Annotated in this window: 15 protein-coding genes; 10 read left to right on the top strand and 5 right to left on the bottom strand. The window is 59.9% G+C overall.

The annotated features are described in order from the left end of the window. The first annotated feature begins 294 nt into the window (after positions 1-294). The 6 genes from mprA to ACEQFP_RS07815 all read left to right on the top strand — a co-directional run bounded on the left by mprA (position 295) and on the right by ACEQFP_RS07815 (position 7,566). The gene (gene mprA, locus ACEQFP_RS07840) at positions 295-813 is read left to right on the top strand and encodes a transcriptional repressor MprA (RefSeq protein WP_005289478.1); all 519 of its coding nucleotides are present in this window, start codon (positions 295-297) and stop codon (positions 811-813) included. A 366-nt stretch (positions 814-1,179) separates the two neighbouring features. Beyond that, positions 1,180-2,355 carry a multidrug efflux MFS transporter periplasmic adaptor subunit EmrA gene (gene emrA / locus ACEQFP_RS07835; protein WP_205437647.1) on the top strand — a complete coding sequence of 392 codons (1,176 nt, stop codon included), beginning with the start codon at positions 1,180-1,182 and terminating at the stop codon, positions 2,353-2,355. A 17-nt stretch (positions 2,356-2,372) separates the two neighbouring features. After that, entirely contained in the window at positions 2,373-3,908 is a 1,536-nt protein-coding gene (gene emrB / locus ACEQFP_RS07830) for a multidrug efflux MFS transporter permease subunit EmrB (protein WP_396464122.1), read from the top strand. A gap of 259 nt (positions 3,909-4,167) precedes the next feature. Then, entirely contained in the window at positions 4,168-5,217 is a 1,050-nt protein-coding gene (locus tag ACEQFP_RS07825; protein ID WP_370547233.1) for an extracellular solute-binding protein, read from the top strand. Beyond that, the gene (locus tag ACEQFP_RS07820; RefSeq protein WP_370547232.1) at positions 5,201-6,880 is read left to right on the top strand and encodes an ABC transporter permease; all 1,680 of its coding nucleotides are present in this window, start codon (positions 5,201-5,203) and stop codon (positions 6,878-6,880) included. Before ACEQFP_RS07825 ends, ACEQFP_RS07820 begins: the two co-directional genes overlap by 17 nt. A gap of 2 nt (positions 6,881-6,882) precedes the next feature. Further along, entirely contained in the window at positions 6,883-7,566 is a 684-nt protein-coding gene (locus tag ACEQFP_RS07815; protein ID WP_035605314.1) for an ABC transporter ATP-binding protein, read from the top strand. 144 nt (positions 7,567-7,710) lie between these two features. On the opposite strand, the gene tnpA is transcribed toward ACEQFP_RS07815, so the two are convergent. The 3 genes from tnpA to dgt form a co-directional block, all read right to left on the bottom strand. Continuing rightward, entirely contained in the window at positions 7,711-8,169 is a 459-nt protein-coding gene (gene tnpA / locus ACEQFP_RS07810) for an IS200/IS605 family transposase (RefSeq protein WP_370547542.1), read from the bottom strand. A gap of 201 nt (positions 8,170-8,370) precedes the next feature. Continuing rightward, entirely contained in the window at positions 8,371-9,783 is a 1,413-nt protein-coding gene (gene degP, locus ACEQFP_RS07805; RefSeq protein WP_005289490.1) for a serine endoprotease DegP, read from the bottom strand. A 220-nt stretch (positions 9,784-10,003) separates the two neighbouring features. Further along, positions 10,004-11,527, bottom strand: a complete 1,524-nt coding sequence (gene dgt / locus ACEQFP_RS07800) for a dGTPase (protein ID WP_370547541.1) — start codon at positions 11,525-11,527, stop codon at positions 10,004-10,006. 203 nt (positions 11,528-11,730) lie between these two features. Between dgt and mtnN the strand changes: the two genes are divergently transcribed. The 3 genes from mtnN (at position 11,731) to ACEQFP_RS07785 (ending at position 14,200) form a co-directional block, all read left to right on the top strand. Then, positions 11,731-12,429 (top strand): 5'-methylthioadenosine/S-adenosylhomocysteine nucleosidase, encoded by a 699-nt coding sequence (mtnN, locus tag ACEQFP_RS07795; protein WP_370547231.1) that lies wholly within the window; start codon positions 11,731-11,733, stop codon positions 12,427-12,429. Positions 12,430-12,432: 3 nt separating this feature from the next. Next, positions 12,433-13,299 carry a vitamin B12 ABC transporter substrate-binding protein BtuF gene (gene btuF, locus ACEQFP_RS07790; protein WP_370547230.1) on the top strand — a complete coding sequence of 289 codons (867 nt, stop codon included), beginning with the start codon at positions 12,433-12,435 and terminating at the stop codon, positions 13,297-13,299. Positions 13,300-13,588: 289 nt separating this feature from the next. Further along, positions 13,589-14,200: a TRIC cation channel family protein gene (locus ACEQFP_RS07785; RefSeq protein ID WP_005289499.1), complete on the top strand. Its 612-nt coding sequence runs from the start codon at positions 13,589-13,591 to the stop codon at positions 14,198-14,200. A 158-nt stretch (positions 14,201-14,358) separates the two neighbouring features. On the opposite strand, the gene erpA is transcribed toward ACEQFP_RS07785, so the two are convergent. Together erpA and clcA are read right to left on the bottom strand one after the other, a co-directional pair. Beyond that, positions 14,359-14,703: an iron-sulfur cluster insertion protein ErpA gene (gene erpA / locus ACEQFP_RS07780; RefSeq protein WP_005289503.1), complete on the bottom strand. Its 345-nt coding sequence runs from the start codon at positions 14,701-14,703 to the stop codon at positions 14,359-14,361. A 106-nt stretch (positions 14,704-14,809) separates the two neighbouring features. Further along, the gene (gene clcA, locus ACEQFP_RS07775) at positions 14,810-16,234 is read right to left on the bottom strand and encodes a H(+)/Cl(-) exchange transporter ClcA (RefSeq protein WP_047059287.1); all 1,425 of its coding nucleotides are present in this window, start codon (positions 16,232-16,234) and stop codon (positions 14,810-14,812) included. 229 nt (positions 16,235-16,463) lie between these two features. Between clcA and hemL the strand changes: the two genes are divergently transcribed. After that, positions 16,464-17,747, top strand: a complete 1,284-nt coding sequence (gene hemL / locus ACEQFP_RS07770; protein ID WP_109579273.1) for a glutamate-1-semialdehyde 2,1-aminomutase — start codon at positions 16,464-16,466, stop codon at positions 17,745-17,747. The last annotated feature ends 449 nt before the right edge of the window (positions 17,748-18,196 follow it).

Below are 18,196 nucleotides of genomic sequence, written 5' to 3'. Positions count from 1 at the left end.
AGTTACTGGCCTAACTCGATAATAGTGAAAAAATGTATAGCCCACACCTGCACGCTTCAGTAAGCATCGCCAGTCGCTGCCCGTTGGTTCACTGCGACTGTCCGCCATATCTCCGTTGCGACGATCTCGTCTCTCGACCCACTATAAATAATTCATTAAAAACAATAAATTACTCCATTATAATTTCCTCAGTAAATTTATTACCACACCGGTTAGCGCTTTCTCAGAAACATCGTTTACAAAACTGATAACCGAAGTTACTATAATCAATGAAACTAATGAGGTCATTACTCAATGCCACGTTCTATCACTCAAATCGAAGAAATGCTGAAGCAACGCGCAAAGCGACAGAGCGATTTTCCTTACCAGGAGATCCTGCTGACCCGCCTGTGCATGCATATGCAGAATAAGTTGCTGGAAAACCGCAACAAGATGCTGAAAGAACAAGGAATTAATGAGACGCTGTTTATGGCGTTGATCACGCTGGATGCGCAAGAGGACTATAGTATTCAACCTTCCGAACTCAGCGCGGCATTAGGGTCATCGCGTACCAATGCGACTCGCATTGCCGATGAGTTGGAAAAACGTGGCTGGATTGAGCGGCGCGAAAGCGACAATGATCGTCGTTGCCTCCATCTGCATCTGACGGAAGCGGGGAAGGCATTTTTAGCCGAAATCATCCCGCCACAGCATAAGTGTCTACACTTCTTATGGTCTACGTTAACACAGGAAGAGCAACAACAATTGGAAGTATTGACACGTAAGCTGTTATCGCGCATTGAAGAGATGGAGCAGTCAGGATTGACACAGTAAGCCGGTGAGCCGATAGCACCCCTTATTTATGTAGACGATCGCGCGTCCGCCCCTTTGCCCTGACTCGCTGGTTCCCGAGCGTTACGGTGGCGGGGTTCCTTTGCGCGCGATCCGAATCCTGTCCCGATTGCCGAATTTCTCCGCATCCGACGATATAGCGCACGTATCCGCCAGACGATGGGTATGACGGTCTGTTTCAATGCGCGTCTAAGACTCTTTACCGTTTGACTCCCTCCGCGACTCTTCTCCTGCGCCTATTTCAGGCTGCGGGAATCGCTGGGCGTTGGCCCATGGCGGGAGGAATACATGCAGCATAAAAAAACCAATTAAACTCTATAGAATCAAGAAGAAACTCGGAGATACACCATGAGTGACAATGTGGCGAAACAGGTTCAGCAAGCCCCCGCCCCGAATAAGAAGAGACAGCGTAAAACCTGGATGTTGGCGATGACCTGTGTGTTCATTCTGATCGCCCTCGCCTATCTAGCCTACTGGTTCATCGTGCTACGTCACCACCAGGATACCGACGACGCCTATGTCACCGGCAACCTGGTGCAGATTAACGCCCAAGTCTCCGGCAGCGTAACGCAAGTCAATTTCGAAGGGACCGATCTGGTGAAGGCTGGCGACGTGCTGGTCACCCTGGATAAGACCGATGCCCAACAAGCCTACGAGCGTGCCAAGACGGCCTTAGCCAATAGCGTACGCCAGACCCACCAGCTGATGGTCAACGCCAAGCAGTACCAGGCCAACATAGTCGTGAATCAGGTCGCCTTGAGTAAGGCCAGCAGCGACTATCAACGCCGTCTGGCGCTGAGCCGTTCCGGTGCCATCGGCCGTGAGGAGTTACAACACGCCCAGGACGCCATGGAGAGCGCCCGCGCCGCGCTGGATGTCGCCATCCAACAATACAACGCCAACCAGGCGCTAATCCTGAATACCCCGCTAGAGAAGCAACCGGCCGTCTTGCAGGCGGCGGCACAGGTACGCGATGCCTGGCTGGCGCTGGAGCGGACCCAGATCCGCAGCCCGGTGACCGGCTATGTCTCACAGCGTAGCGTTCAGGTCGGCGCGCAGATCTCGCCGAATACCCCATTGATGGCCGTCGTCCCCGCCAATCAGATGTGGGTAGATGCCAACTTTAAAGAGACGCAACTGGCCAATATGCGCATCGGCCAACCCGCCACCGTCGTCAGCGACATGTACGGCGACAAGGTGGTGTACCAGGGTAAGGTCGTCGGCCTGGATATGGGGACCGGCAGCGCCTTCTCCCTGCTGCCCGCACAGAACGCCACCGGTAACTGGATCAAGGTGGTACAACGTCTGCCGGTGCGCATTGAGCTGAACGCCCAGCAACTGGCTCAGTACCCACTGCGTATCGGCCTCTCCACGCTGGTCACGGTTAACACCGCCGATACACATGGTGCGGTGCTGGCCCAACAGGTGCGTAAGACCCCGGCCTATCAGAGCAACGTGCTGACGCTGGATCTGGCGCCGGTGAACCGCGTGATCGCCGAGATCATCCAGGCGAATGCCGCTTAATCCGCGCCGAGGTGCCCGTGCAACAAAAACCGCTTGAAGGAGCCAAGCTTGCCTGGATGACCATCGCCCTATCGATGGCGACCTTCATGCAGGTGCTGGACTCCACCATTGCCAACGTGGCCATCCCGACCATCTCGGGTAACTTGGGGGCCTCCAACTCCCAGGGGACCTGGGTGATCACCTCGTTCGGGGTGGCGAACGCCATCTCGATCCCCATCACCGGCTGGCTGGCGAAGCGTTTCGGCGAGGTCCGGCTATTCCTGTGGTCGACCGGCCTGTTCGCCCTCACCTCTTGGCTATGCGGGATCTCGCAAAGCCTGGAGATGCTGATCCTGTTCCGTGTGCTGCAAGGCCTGGTGGCCGGTCCGTTGATCCCGCTCTCTCAGAGTCTGCTGCTTGGCAACTATCCTCCCGCCAAGCGCAACATGGCCTTGGCCCTCTGGTCGATGACGGTGATCGTCGCCCCGATCTGTGGGCCCATACTCGGCGGCTACATCAGCGACAACTACCACTGGGGCTGGATCTTCTTTATCAACGTACCGCTCGGTATCGGGGTGGTGCTGGTGAGTATGTCGACCCTGAAGGGACGCGAGACCCGCATCGAACAGAAGCCGATCGATACCGTCGGCCTGGTGCTGTTGGCGTTGGGCGTCGGTTGCCTACAGGTGATGCTGGACAAGGGGAAGGAGCTGGACTGGTTCAACTCACCGGAAATCATCCTGTTGACGGTGGTGGCGGTGGTCGCGCTGGTCTTCCTGCTCATCTGGGAGCTGACGGACGAGCATCCGGTGGTGGATCTGTCGCTGTTCAAGATCCGCAACTTTACCATCGGCGTGCTGTGCATCAGCCTGGCCTATATGCTCTACTTCGGCGCGATCGTACTGTTGCCGCAGCTGCTCCAGGAGGTGTATGGCTACACCGCCACCTGGGCCGGGTTGGCCTCGGCGCCGGTCGGCTTCATTCCGGTCTTGCTGTCGCCGATCATCGGCCGCTTCGGCGCGCGTCTCGACATGCGCCGCCTGGTTACCTTTAGCTTTATCATGTATGCCATCGGCTTCTACTGGCGCGCCTACAGCTTCGAACCGGGCATGGACTTCGGTGCCTCGGCCTGGCCGCAGTTTGTGCAGGGCTTCGCCGTGGCCTGTTTCTTTATGCCGCTGACCACCATTAGCCTGTCGGGTCTGCCGCCGGATCGCATCGCCGCCGCCTCCAGCCTGAGCAACTTCTGCCGCACCCTCGCCGGTTCGATCGGGGTCTCGATCACCACCACGCTGTGGACGCGGCGCGAGGCGCTACACCACACGCACCTGGCCGAATCGATCACGCCCTACAACCCCGTCGCCCAGCAGGCCTATGGCGAGATGGAGAAACTGGGGTTGAGCAGTCACCAGGCCTCCGCCCTGATCGCCCAGGACATCACCGCCCAGGGTCTGATCATCTCGGCCAACGAGATCTTCTGGGCCTCGGCTGGCGTCTTCCTGGTGCTGTTGGTGCTGATTTGGTTCGCTAAGCCCCCCTTCTCCAGTGCCGGTGACAGCGGCGGCGCCCACTAATCCCGCGCCACGCCGAAGCATCTGCCGCGTCCTCCTCTCCAGGGGGACGCGGCCTCTCCCCGCCTCGCGCCAAACGCCCCCTCCATTATTATGCTGGCTCGTCACAGCGGCGACTCAGCGGCCTGCTGATCTGTCGCGGGCATCGGCTGTAGTAAAAAGAATTAAATTGAAATTAAAAGTCATTATCATTTACAATTCAATTCACTTGGAACGGCGCCGCCGGTCGCGCGCCGCCCCCCGTTGATCTGGAGAATAATTGATGATGCGCACTCTATCCTCTCGTATAAACACCTGGCTACGACTGGGTGCAGCCAGCCTGCTGTTCGGCCTGAGCGCCCTGCCTGCCGGCGCAGCCAGCGAATCGCTCACGCTGTATACCACCCGCGAGCCAGGGCTGATCAAGCCGCTGCTCGAAGGATGGAGCCAACAGAGTGGGGTCCAGGTCAACACGGTCTATATCAAAGATGGCATGTTGGAGCGTCTGAAGGCCGAAGGGGCTAACTCCCCCGCCGATCTGCTGATGACCGTCGATGCTGGCAACCTGCTGGATCTGGTCGAGGCTGGGGTGACGCAGCCCGTCAACTCCGCGACGTTGATCCAGGCCATTCCGGCCAACCTGCGTGGCAGCGATAACCAGTGGTTCGCGCTGTCGATGCGCGCTCGCGTGCTGTATATCGCCAAGGATCTTCCCAACGGCGCGATCCAGTATGAGGATCTGGCCAAGCCGGAGTGGAGCAAGCGGATCTGTATGCGTTCCGGTCAGCATCCCTATAACACCGCGCTGGTGGCGGCGATGATCGCCCACCAGGGTGAGGCGAAGACCGAGCAGTGGCTGCGCGCGATCAAGGCCAACCTGGCGCGTAAACCGACCGGCGGCGATCGCGACGTGGCGCGCGATATCCTCGGTGGCATCTGCGACATCGGCATCGCCAACTCCTACTACGTCGGTCACTTGAAGAATGCCAAACCGGGTAGCGACGCACGCCAATGGGGCGAGGCGATCAACGTGATCAAACCGACCTTCGCCACGGGTGGCACCCACGTTAACATCAGCGGCGCCGCCGTCGCCCGCCATGCCCCCAACCGCCAGGCGGCGGTACAACTGATGGAGTATCTGGTTTCGCCCGAGGCGCAACAGCGCTATGCCCGTGCCAACTATGAGTACCCGGTACGCCAGGGGGTGGATCTGGATCCGGTCATCGCCCAAACTATCGGTACCATCACGCCCGACCCGTTGCCGTTGACCGAAATCGTTAAACAGCGTAAACAGGCCAGCCTGTTGGTGGATAAAGTTGGCTTCGATCAGTAAATCCCTTCCCCGCCGGTTTATACCGGCGGGCGGCCCGCTCCGCTCTCCCTTGGCGCCCGGCGCCATCTTGGTGGCATTGCTGGCCGTCACCCCGTTGCTCTCGCTGTTGTGGTTGGCACTGGACGGCGGCGTGGCCCACTGGACTAATCTGCTGCGCTATGTCCTACCGCAGGCCACGCTCAACACCCTACTGCTGTTGCTCGGCGTCGCGCTGCTGGCCGGTGCCATCGGCGTCGGCTGCGCCTGGGCGGTCAGCGCCTTCCAGTTTCCCGGTCGACGCTTATTAACCTGGGGCCTGCTGCTCCCGTTGGCGATGCCGACCTACATCGTCGCCTTCTCCTGGCTGGATCTGCTGCATCCCATCGGCCCGCTACAGAGCGCATTGCGCCTGCTACTCGGCTACGACAGCCCGCGCCAGTTCCGTCTGCCGGACATCCGATCCGTTGGCGGGGCCATCGTATTGTTCAGCCTGGTGCTCTATCCCTACGTCTACCTGACGATGCGGGCGATGTTCATCAGCCAGCCGGCCCATCTGCTGGAGGCGGCGCGCACCTTGGGCGAGAATGGACGCACGACCTTCTGGCGCGTGGTCCTGCCCCTCGCCCGCCCGGCGTTAGCCGTCGGCATTAGCCTGGCGCTGCTGGAGACCCTGAACGATCTCGGTGCCTCGGAGTTTCTCGGTGTCCAGACGCTGACCGTCGCCGTCTACACCACCTGGATCACCCGTTCCGATATCGCCGCCGCCGCCCAGATCGCCTGCATGATGTTAGGCTTTATCTTCCTGCTGCTCACGCTGGAGATGTATGGCCGCCGCCGCCAGCGCTACGCGGGGCGTGGTCTGCGCACCCTCCAGCCTCAACCGTTGCATGGCGCGCGCGCCTGGCTGCTGACGGCCGTGACTGCCCTGCCGCTGCTGTTGGGCTTCGTCGTCCCGCTGCTGCATCTGATCGGGCAAAGCATAAAACGCCTAGAGAGCCAAACCTTGCCATCGGGCGAACTGTTGTCCGCGTTGAGCAACACCCTGATCCTGGCGCTAAGCGTGACTCTGCTTGCCGTGGCGATCAGTCTGGCTCTCGCCTGGTACGCCCGCATTCGCGCGCTGGCGCCGGCTAGCTCACCGCTGCGCCGTCTGAGCCTGCGCCTGGCCTCGCTGGGGTATGCCGTACCGGGGACGATCCTCGCCATCGGCTTTATGCCGCCGGCGCTGTACGCCGATCGCTGGCTGGCTGGCGTGCTGGAGATACGCGGCCTGCCGCTGTTCTCCTGCGGCCTGCTGCTGGTGCTCTGCTGTACCCTGCGCTTCCAGACCATCACCCTGGGGGCATTAGACGCCGGACTGGCGCGTATCCCGCCCAGTCTGGAGCAGGCCGCCCGCTCCCTCGGTGCCAACGAGCGCGCGACCTTCTGGCGCGTACACCTGCCGCTGCTGCGTCCGGCGCTGATCGGGAGCGCCCTGCTGGTCTTCGCCGACACCATGAAGGAGCTGCCGATCACCCTGCTGCTGCGTCCAGTGAATGTCGAAACCTTGGCGACCCTACTGTACGCCGAGGCGGCGCGCGGCAGTTATGAAGACGGCGCCATCGCCGCGCTGTTGATCGTGTTGGCCGGCACGTTACCCATGGCCTTGTTAGTTCGTAATCAGTTGAAACAGGTGGGAGAATGATGATGCATAGCCTGGCCCTCAGCCTCGATAATCTACACGTCAGCTATGGCGAAGGACGCCATGCCCAGGCGGTACTTAACGGCTTCGATCTACGCCTACAGCAGGGCGAACTGGCTAGCCTCCTCGGCGCCTCCGGCAGCGGAAAGACCACCGTGCTGCGGGCCATCGCCGGCTTTGAACGCCTCAGCCAAGGCAGCATCCACATCGCCGGACGCTGTGTCGCCTCGCCACAGCACCATCTGCCACCAGAGCAGCGCCGCGTCGGCATGGTCTTCCAAGATTATGCGTTGTTTCCGCACCTGAACGTGGCGCAGAACATCGCCTTCGGCCTTCGACGTCAGTCGCGCCAGCAACAGCAGGCTCGGGTGCACGAACTGCTGACGCTGATCGAGCTGGAGGGGATCGGCGAGCGTTATCCCCATGCGCTCTCCGGCGGCCAGCAACAGCGCGTCGCCCTGGCGCGCGCCCTGGCTCCGCAACCCGATATCCTGCTGCTGGACGAGCCCTTCTCTAGCCTGGATGAGGCGACACGCGAGCGGCTCGGTCAGGAGGTGCGTGCCATCCTCGCCGCCGCCGGTCAGACCGCGTTACTGGTGACCCATAGCGTCCACGAGGCGCGCACGATGGGCGGGCCGATCCTGCACATCGCCCAGGGACGCGCCATCGGCTGTGCCGAGGCGGCGTAAGCCAGACGACCACGGCGCTCAACGTCGCCCCAGACAATAAATATCCTCCGGCATAGCCGGAGGTTTTTCGGATGCGCCTATAAGGCTCTGTTACCAGCCACGCCCTAACAGGTGCATACGATCTGACATTTGCATCAGACTTCGTTACTTACAGCCCGTAAACGGGCTACCCGGATAAGGGATCGATAACTGCTCTCCCATTTTATCCTCCACAAGCTGGTGCTTTATGTATTCCTGTATCTTCGCCGTGTTCTTACCCACCGTATCTACGTAGTATCCACGACACCAGAACTCCCTGTTCCTGTATTTAAACTTCATATCCCCAAACTGCTCATACAACATCAGACTGCTTTTCCCTTTCAGATAACCCATAAAGCCAGATACGCTCATTTTGGGCGGGATTTCCACGAGCATATGGATATGATCTGCGCAACATTCCGCTTCCAAGATCCGTACGTTTTTCCACTCACACAGTTTTCTTAAGATGCTGCCTATTGCCCTGCGTTTCTCTCCGTAGAACGCCTGCCTTCGGTATTTTGGCGCAAAAACTATGTGATATTTACAGTTCCATCGAGTGTGCGCTAAGCTCTTCTCGTCCCCCATTGGGACCCCCTTTTGATTTCTTGTTGAACGCTTGCAGTTGCCAGACCGCAAGACGTTTTAACAAATCAAAAGGGGTTTTAATAACTGGCTCAAAGCTGAAAGCTTTCCGGAACCCCCAGCCTAGCTGGGGGTTTTCCATAGACAAAAAAATCGCCCGGCCTAAGCCGGGCGATTGACGTTGGATAAGACGAACTCGCCGAGTTACTGCATCAACAGATACAGGGTGTTGTCGCCACGCTGAATGTTCAGCGCCAGAACCGGCGGTTTTGCATCCAGGATCTTACGCAGCTCGCCGATATTGGCGATCGCCTGCTGGTTAACCCCGAGGATCACATCCCCTTTCTGCAACCCGATGCGCGCGGCGGTGGAGCCTTTCTTCACGTTATCCACCTTCACACCCTTGCCACCGGCGGCATTGCTCAGCTCGGCCCCTTCGATACCGCTGAAGATATTATCGGACGCGACCTGGCTCTGGCTGCTCTGCTCCAGCGTCGCCTCAACCGTCATCGGCTTGCCGTCACGGATGATCCCCAGCGACAACTTACTCCCGACCGGCATGGTGCCGATTTCTGCCCGGAAGGAGGCGAAGCTGGAGATGCTCTTGCCATTCAGCGAGACGATGACGTCACCGGCCTTCAGGCCCGCCTTCGCCGCCGCCGACTTCGGCAGCACCTGGCTGATGAAGGCACCACGCTGGGCATCGATCTTCATCGCCTTGGCCAGCTCGGAGTTCAACTCGGTCCCCATGATGCCCAACTCGCCGCGTTTCACCTGGCCATACTCGACCATCTGACCCGTCAGGTTTTTCACCATGTTGCTCGGGATAGCGAAGCCGATACCGATGTTACCGCCATCCGGCGCCAGGATCGCGGTGTTGATCCCGATCAGATCCCCGTTCAGGTTCACCAGCGCGCCACCGGAGTTACCCCGGTTGATCGCCGCGTCGGTCTGAATAAAGTTTTCGTAGTTCTCGACATTCAAGCCACTACGCCCCAACGCAGAGACGATCCCCGAGGTTACCGTCTCACCCAGACCATACGGGTTACCGATCGCCACCGCATAGTCGCCGACGCGCAGCTTGTCGGAGTCGGCCATCTTGATGGCGGTCAGGTTCTTAGCGTCTTTCAGTTGGATCAGCGCGATATCGGTACGCGGATCGGTGCCGATCACCTTGGCATCGAAGCGACGACCATCGCTCAGCTGCACCTTGATGCTGTCGGCATTCGCGACAACGTGATTATTGGTCACCACGTAGCCCTTGGCCGCATCGATGATCACCCCAGAGCCCAGCGCCTTAAAGCGCTCTTTAGACGGTGCATTGCCGCCGCCCTGACACATCGGGGAACCGCCGAAAGGGGAGCCCGGTTGGCACAGCGGGGAGTCTTCACCGAAAAATTGTTGGAACTGTGACGGGACGTTGTTATTCACCGTCGCACTGCCTTCAACGTTGATGCTGACCACGGACGGCATCACTTTCTCCAGCATTGGCGCCAGGCTCGGCAACGCCTGAGCGGTGGTGGCGGAAGAAGTCTCTGCCGCGCTGGCAGACATCGGGCTCAGCGCCATACCCAGGCTCAATGCGACGGCACTCAATACTAAAGTGGTTTTTTTCATAGCACGATTTTCTCTCGTATTTAGCAACGATAAAACGGATTCATTCAGTAGTCTTACTTTTCGTAGAGCTACTATCACCGCGATACATCGACAGTGATATTATGTTTACTAAGAGTAGGAAACGGAAATGAAGTTCACCACAATAAGGTCAAGGAAGCGTAAATATTTATACACCCACATTTACAAAACCCCCACCCTGCACACCTACGCTAATAGGTGATTATTCTGCCGCCATCAGCCTGCGATACTCATCGTAGGCATATAAATCGGTCATGCCACTGATATAGTCCTGAATCAGGCGGGCGCGGTAATAATATTCCTGTACCCTCAGCGCCGCCTCCCCCAATGGCGCCAGGCCATCCACCGCCTCACGGTAGGCCAGACGATGCTTGACCGAGAGCTTATGAAACAACCGCGTTTCAATCAGATAGTCACCGTGGCGGTCATCACGGACCAGCCGTTGGAAGTCCTCTAACGGCATCGCCAGCAGCGGGCTATAAATATCCAGCAGCCCCTTAATCACCCGATACCCCTGCAACTCCAATTGCTCCACCTCGAAATGATTAAATACATGCTTCAACGCCACCTGCTTAAATATATTCAACAGGCGGTACTCTTCCGATCCGGCTGCGAGTAACGGACCATTAAATGCGCCAATAAAAATCTGTTGCAAATTATTTAAAAAGCACGCCGCGGCATGGGGCACCAACAGCTTCATGACATTCACCCGCAGATACATAAAAAAGAGATCGTCTGCACCGCGCCGCCCATATTTCTTATTGCAGCGATCGAAGGCGTCCTGCACCGCGATGCTAAACAGATCGCCGTCGTTCACCGTCCCCCACTCATCCTTCAGGTAGCCATACAGCTGCTCGACGCTCAGCAGATGCTTCTCCACCGTGTCCTCGAGATCCGCCACGCAGTAAGAGATATCATCCGCCGCCTCCATGATGTAGGTCAGCGGAAAACGCTGGTACAAGGGCATCGCCACCTGCTCGCGTAGCTGCGTGACAAAACGCTCCTCCGCCCAGTAGTAGCCGGGTTTCTTCATCAAATAGTCGAAGCCCTGCGGCAGCGACCCCTGCCAGTAGGCCGGGCGGGTGTACTTCAACACACAAGCCGTCTGACCATAGGTCAGATTCAGTTTCAGCAGGGTATGGATCAGGCGAATGGATTGGGCGTTCCCCTCGAAATTGCTCAGATCGATGCGCAACTGCGCGCGTAGGCGATCCAACGCCGCATCGCGCCCATCAGGACGCAGGAAGGGCACCTGGCAGGCCTCGTCATCCAGCTGATTATGGCCGTCGGCGCTCACCCCCAACTCGCGGCCAAACCACGACTTGATCGCCGCCTCACCGAAGTGACCAAATGGCGGATTGCCCATATCGTGCATCAGGCAGGCCATCTCGACGCAGCTCTCGAAGGCGTCGGTATAGTGCGTTAGACCCAGCGCATCGATACGCCCCTCTTGGGCCAGGCAATGCAGGATCTCGCGCGCGATGTGGCGCCCGACCTGCTGGACCTCCATCGAGTGCGTCAGACGCGAACGCACCGCCGCATTACGCTCCAACGGGAATACCTGGGTCTTCTGTTGCAGGCGACGGATGGCCGCCGAATTGATGATACGCCCACGATCGCTTTCGAACTGACGGCTGATGTCATAGGCATCGTGCAGGAGCGGCGCCTCGCCCGCCGAACGTGAAGGACGCTGGTAACTGAGTTTGGCGGCGAAATCGATACGCATGGCTAACCTCCTATCATCGTGGGCGCGGCAGGTGACGCGACGCGTCACCGTTTTTTCACAGCCTAACAGATATTTACCCATCTTGCCGCCCCGCCCCCTGCCGCGGGGATATCCTGCCGCGCCGCGCGCCTCAGCAGCCGCCACGCGGCTATGGTAGACTGCCGAGACGATCCCTCGTTTTTCCATCCAAGATAGGTATTGATATGAAAGTAGGCATCATTGGCGCCATGGAGCAGGAAGTCACCCTGCTGCGCGAACGCATCGAAAACTGCCAGACCCTCACCCTGGCCGGCTGCGAGATCTACACCGGCCGCCTGCACGGTGTCGAGGTGGCGCTGTTGAAGTCCGGCATCGGCAAGGTCGCAGCCGCGATGGGCACGACCCTGTTGCTGGATCACTGCCAGCCTGACCTGGTGATCAACACCGGCTCCGCCGGTGGCCTGGCCAGCACCCTACGCGTCGGCGACATCGTGGTCTCCGACGAAGTCCGTTACCACGACGCCGATGTCACCGCCTTTGGCTACCAACCGGGTCAGATGGCGGGTTGCCCGGCGGCCTTCAGCGCCGATGCGGCACTGATCGCCCTGGCTGAACGCTGCATCGGCGCACTGCAACTGAACGCGGTACGCGGCTTGATCTGTAGCGGTGACGCCTTCATCAACGGCGCCGAGCCGCTGGCCCGCATCCGTCACACCTTCCCACAGGTGGCGGCCGTCGAGATGGAAGCCGCCGCCATCGGCCACGTCTGCCATGCCTTCGCCACCCCCTTCGTGGTCGTTCGCGCCATCTCCGATGTGGCCGATCACGTCTCACACCTCAGCTTCGATGAGTTCCTCAAAGTCGCCGCCGAGCATTCCACCCTGATGGTGGAAGCGATGCTGCGCGAACTGGCCCAGCAGTAAGCCATGTTCGCCCTACGTCGGCTAGGCCGTCGCGGCAGACGCAGACAAGGTGCCATCGCCCTGGCCGCCCTGCTGCTCGGCACCAGTCTGTGCGCTCCGCTGCAGGCGGCGGCGCTGCGGGTCATCAGCCTCTCGCCGCATACCACCGAGCTGGCCTATGCCGCCGGGCTGGGCGATCGCATGGTGGCCGTCAGCGCCTATTCCGATTATCCCCCGGCCGCCGCCAAGCTGGAGAAGGTGGCGTCGTGGAACGGGATCAATCTGGAGCGGATCCTGGCATTGAAGCCCGATCTGATCCTGGCCTGGCATGGCGGTAACCCGCGCCGGGCGATCGATCAGCTCACCGCCTTCGGCATTCCGATCTTCTACGCCGATCCGCAGCGGGTCGAGCAGATCGCCGACGATCTCGACCGGCTCGCCGCCTACAGCCCCCACCCGGAGCAGGCGCACCGCGCCGCGAGCGCGTTTCGCCAGCGTTTGGCTGAGCTGCGCCAGCGCTATGCGCAAGGGGCGCCGTTGCGGGTGATGATGCAGTTTGGCAGCCAACCCCTGTTCTCCACCTCCGGCCAGACGTTACAAAGCGATCTGCTGGCGCTGTGTGGCGCGCAGAATATCTTCGCCCAGAGCCCGGTACCCTGGCCACAGGTGAGTCGTGAGCAGGTGATCGCGCGCCATCCCCAGGCGATCGTCATCGGCGGCGACGCCAAGCAGGCAGCCAGCGTCGCCGACTTCTGGCGCCCGCAACTGACGGTGCCGGTGATCGCCGTCGAGCGCGACTGGCTCAATCGCAGCGGGCCACGCATCCTGCTGGCTGCCGAGTCGCTCTGCAGCCAGCTACAGGCCTTATCCCGCGCGCACCCCGCCACTTGAGTGCCTCGGGGCGCGCCGCCGCGCGCCCCATTTTTCCCCCTCCGCCCATCTCCCCTTGTCAGACAAAAGGCCGCCAGATTCGGTGGGATCGGCCATCGGCGCGAGCCACCGCACAGAATAGCGAAAAGCCCGCGACCACTCGCCTCGTCGACATAGCAACGCCACGATTTTCACGCTATCTTATGCGCCGCCTCTGGAAGGTGATTCCTAACAAAAACAATAAGATCACAAATCATTATCGACATAAGCAATTCTGCCGGGGGTCGGCGGCATTAACGAGGTAAAGGTTATGCTGGTTTATTGGTTGGATATTTTGGGTACCGCCGTCTTTGCCATCTCCGGCGTCCTGCTGGCGGGGAAGTTGCGTATGGACCCCTTCGGTGTCTTGGTGCTGGGGGTCGTGACCGCCGTGGGGGGCGGTACCATTCGTGACATGGCGCTGGATAATGGCCCCGCGTTTTGGGTTCGCGATCCGACGGATCTGGTGGTGGCGATGGTCACCTGCCTGTTAACCATCGTCTTAATACGCCAGCCCCGCCGCCTACCGGGCTGGGTCCTGCCGGTGCTGGATGCCGTCGGCCTGGCGGTCTTCGTCGGCATCGGTGTCAATAAGGCCTTCGCCGCTGGCGCGGGGCCGATGATTGCCGTCTGTATGGGGGTGATCACCGGCGTCGGTGGCGGCATCATCCGCGATGTACTGGCACGAGAAATCCCGATGATCCTGCGCACCGAAATCTACGCCACCGCCTGTATCATCGGCGGTATCGTTCATGTGACCGGTTACGTGATCTTCGCGATGCCGCTGCAACAAGCGATGATGTTAGGCATGATCATCACCCTGGGGATCCGTCTGGCCGCCATCCGCTGGCACCTGAAACTCCCCACGTTTAGCCTCGACTGACGCCTGCTTTCTCTACCGCAGGCACGAATAGGCAGACGCCTGGCACCTGACGTGCATGCAGGATACACGCTACCGCCACGGGCACACGCGGTGATACGCATAAAAAAATGGCGCGCTCCGAGGGAGGCGCCATTTTTATTTGCCGTTAACCCAATGATTCAGATGCTGAACGACGATCCACAACCACAGGTGGTCTTGGCGTTCGGGTTATTCACGATGAAGCGTGACCCTTCCAGCCCCTCGGTATAGTCCACCGAGCCGCCGACCAGGTATTGCAGACTCATCGCATCGACCACCAGCGCAACCCCCTGGTTTTCGATGGTCATGTCGCCATCATTGATCTTATCGTCAAAGGTAAAACCGTACTGAAAGCCGCTACAACCGCCGCCGGTAATGTACACACGCAGCTTCAGGTTCGGGTTATCCTCATCCGCGACCAGCGATTTCACCTTGTTTGCCGCCGCATCGGTAAATTGCAACGGCACTGCCATTTCGTCACTCATTGATTGCTCCAGCCAGTGTACATATCAGAATGCCGCTTGGCGTCGGGCATACTGACTCATCGGGCGATTATCCGATACCCGACTAATCCATTCAAGTATTGTGCGCTTATTGCCCACTCTGCTCCGCCCGTTTCTGTGCGTCCTGCTGCTCCTGCATCTGGCGGTGTAACGTCCGCTCCAAGATACGGGAGTACAACGGTTTGCCGCCCAAAAACTGCGCCAGTAGTGTAGCGCCAAGACAGGTAATGATCATCGGCAAAATAAGCTGATAGTTATCGGTCATCTCCAGCACCAACACAATACCGGTCAACGGCGCACGCACCGTGGCGGCGAACAGCGCCCCCATGCCGGCGATGGCGAAAGTGCCCGGATCGATGCCGTAATGGGGAAACAGATAGGCCGCCGCCATACCGAAGGCGGTCCCGAGCAGCGTACCGAGCGCCAGCATCGGGGCGAAGATACCGCCCGGCGCACCGGAGCTGAAGCACAGCAGCGTGGTCACCACTCGGGCGATAAAGATAAACAGCAGCATGCCAACGGTGTAGTTCCCCTCCGCAGCGATGGGGATCAGGGCAAAGCCGCCGCCGGCCGCCTCTTGCTGGATCAGTCCCAACGCGCCGCACAGACCGCCCAGCGCCGCGCCGATCCACATCAGCTTACGCCAGTCACCGCCATGCATCCGCATGAACATATCCTGGGTGCGAAAGACCCCTTGGTTAAACAGCACGCCGACGATGCCGAACACCATGCCCAACACCAGGTAGAGCCACAGGGTGTTGATCTCCGCCACGCCCAGACGCCCCACCTCGATCACCGAGTGTTCGCCATTGAAGAAGCGGAACACCACACACGACATGATCACGCCGATAAACACCGCCTTGATCGACACCAGGCTATAGTGGAACTGCGGGCGCATCTCTTCGATGATAAACAGGATGCCAGCCAGCGGGGCGTTAAACGCCGCGGTCAGACCCGCCGCCGCCCCGGTGGCCAACAGGGTATGGCGCGTCTCGTTGTCGCGCTTAGGCAGGCGGAACAGGTCATACACCATCTGCCCAAGGTTACCGCCCATCTGCACCGTCGGCCCCTCACGCCCCAACACCATGCCGGCACCGAGCGTGCCCATGCCACCGAGGAACTTCACCGGGATCACGCGCCACCAGCGCGCCGGGCGCAGATCTTCCAATGCCCCCTCGATCTCCGGGATCCCCGAGCCCCCCGCCTCTGGCGCGAAACGGCGCACCAGATAGTAGCCAAACATCGCCAACACCGCCGATCCCAAGATCGCCGCCGGCCAGACGATATACCAGTAGTTGGCAACTTCGGCCAGACTGGCCAGGCGCTGTTGCTGCACCCAGTCCACGCTGCGCTCAAAGGCGACGCCCATCAGCCCGGCCAAGGTTCCGACGATCGCCGCCAGCACCAAGGTGGCGAGCGGTGTCTTATCCCGGTGTATTACGCGTCTCAGCACGTTACTGCGCCGTAGATGGGGCGTCGTCGGCTGAGAGATCGAGTCTTGTTGCGTAGTCATAGTTAATTCAGTCAGTGAAGTTGGTCAAGGAATAGATAAATAGTACAAATAGGTTGAGCATTTTACTCTCTCTGAAGGGCGCCGTCTCCGCAAACTATTCGACAATGTTTCTCTCGGCCAAAATCGACACGCCATGCCATGGCGCATCACGATGCATTTCATCTCGCGGCAGACTTCTTTAGAATAGCATAGGGTTATTTCTCTATTTTTTATCAGCCTGGAGCCGAGAATGAATAAGTCCGAACGACTGTATGAGCAGGCCAAAACGCTAATCCCCGGCGGAGTGAACTCCCCGGTTCGCGCCTTCACCGGCGTTGGCGGTACGCCGCTGTTTATCGAACGGGCCGACGGCGCCTACCTGTATGATGCCGATGGTAAGGCCTACATCGACTACGTAGGCTCCTGGGGACCGATGATCTTGGGGCACAACCATCCGGCGATCCGCGACGCGGTGATCGCCGCCGTCGAACACGGGCTGAGTTTTGGTGCCCCGACCGAGATGGAAGTGCGCATGGCCGAACTGGTGACTTCGCTGATCGACAGCATGGACATGGTGCGCATGGTGAACTCCGGTACCGAAGCCACCATGAGCGCCATCCGCCTGGCGCGTGGCTTCACCGGGCGCGATAAGATCATCAAGTTCGAAGGCTGCTACCATGGCCACGCCGACCACCTGCTGGTCAAGGCCGGTTCCGGCGCACTGACCCTCGGTCAGCCGAACTCGCCGGGCGTTCCGGCCGACTTCGCCAAACATACCCTGACCTGCCAGTACAACGATCTGGCGTCGGTACGCGCCGCCTTCGCCCAATATCCGCAGGAGATCGCCTGTATCATCGTCGAACCGGTGGCCGGCAACATGAACTGCATTCCGCCTCAGCCGGGCTTCCTGCAAGGCTTACGCGAACTGTGCGATCAGTATGGCGCGCTATTGATCATCGACGAGGTGATGACCGGCTTCCGCGTCGCCCTGGGTGGCGCGCAGGAGTACTACGACGTGACCCCGGATCTGACCTGCCTGGGTAAGATCATCGGTGGCGGCATGCCGGTAGGCGCCTTCGGCGGACGCCGTGAGGTGATGGAAGCGCTGGCACCGACCGGCCCGGTCTACCAGGCCGGTACCCTGTCTGGTAACCCAGTCGCCATGGCCGCCGGCTACGCCTGCCTGAACGAGATCAACCAGCCGGGCGTCTACCCGCAGCTGAGCGAGCTGACCGACAACCTGGCCGCGGGCCTGTTGGCCGCCGCGCGCGAGGAGAGCATTCCGTTGGTGGTGAACCATGTCGGCGGCATGTTCGGCATCTTCTTCACCGATCAGCCCAGTGTAACCGGCTATCAAGACGTGCTGCGCTGCGACGCCGAGCGCTTCAAGCGCTTCTTCCACCTGATGCTGGAAGAGGGCATCTACCTGGCGCCGTCCGCCTTCGAGGCGGGCTTCATGTCCCTGGCCCACAGCCAGGAAGACATCCAGAAGACCATCGATGCCGCCCGCCGCAGCTTCGCTAAGATGAAGTAAGCGCGCACGTCGCGGCTCCACGCAGAAAGGCGGGACGCGTTCCCGCCTTTCTCTTTTCCTACTTTCAGCGCCTATTCCGCCCTGACACGCGGCTCACGACGCCCCAAGCTTCATATTGATCCTCTTCACCCCGCGCCGCCGATCTAACCACGCCGACACCCGATGGCGCCTTATCCTAGGGCTAACGACGGGATATAAGCGCCCGGCCCTCATTCCACAGGATACCAATCAGGCGAGGCGCGAGGCCACGCAGCATCAAGCACGCGCCGATGGTCAGCGGCCAACGGGCCACATCCCCCCCGGCAAGAGAGACGCCGCCAGCCCTCGCCGCCACGCGATGACTCGCGCGAATGGGCGATAATCAGACCGAAAAAAAGTAAAAATCCACCTCTTGAAGAGGTGGCTTTAAATGGGGCCCCCTAAAAGGGGGCCTTGTTCGTTTTAATCCT

The organism is Edwardsiella sp. A.80236, assembly GCF_044540725.1.
In the GTDB taxonomy this organism is placed as follows: Bacteria; Pseudomonadota; Gammaproteobacteria; order Enterobacterales; family Enterobacteriaceae; genus Edwardsiella; species Edwardsiella tarda.
Note: the sequence above shows the minus strand (reverse complement) of the source record. Positions and strands in the feature narration are given on the sequence as shown.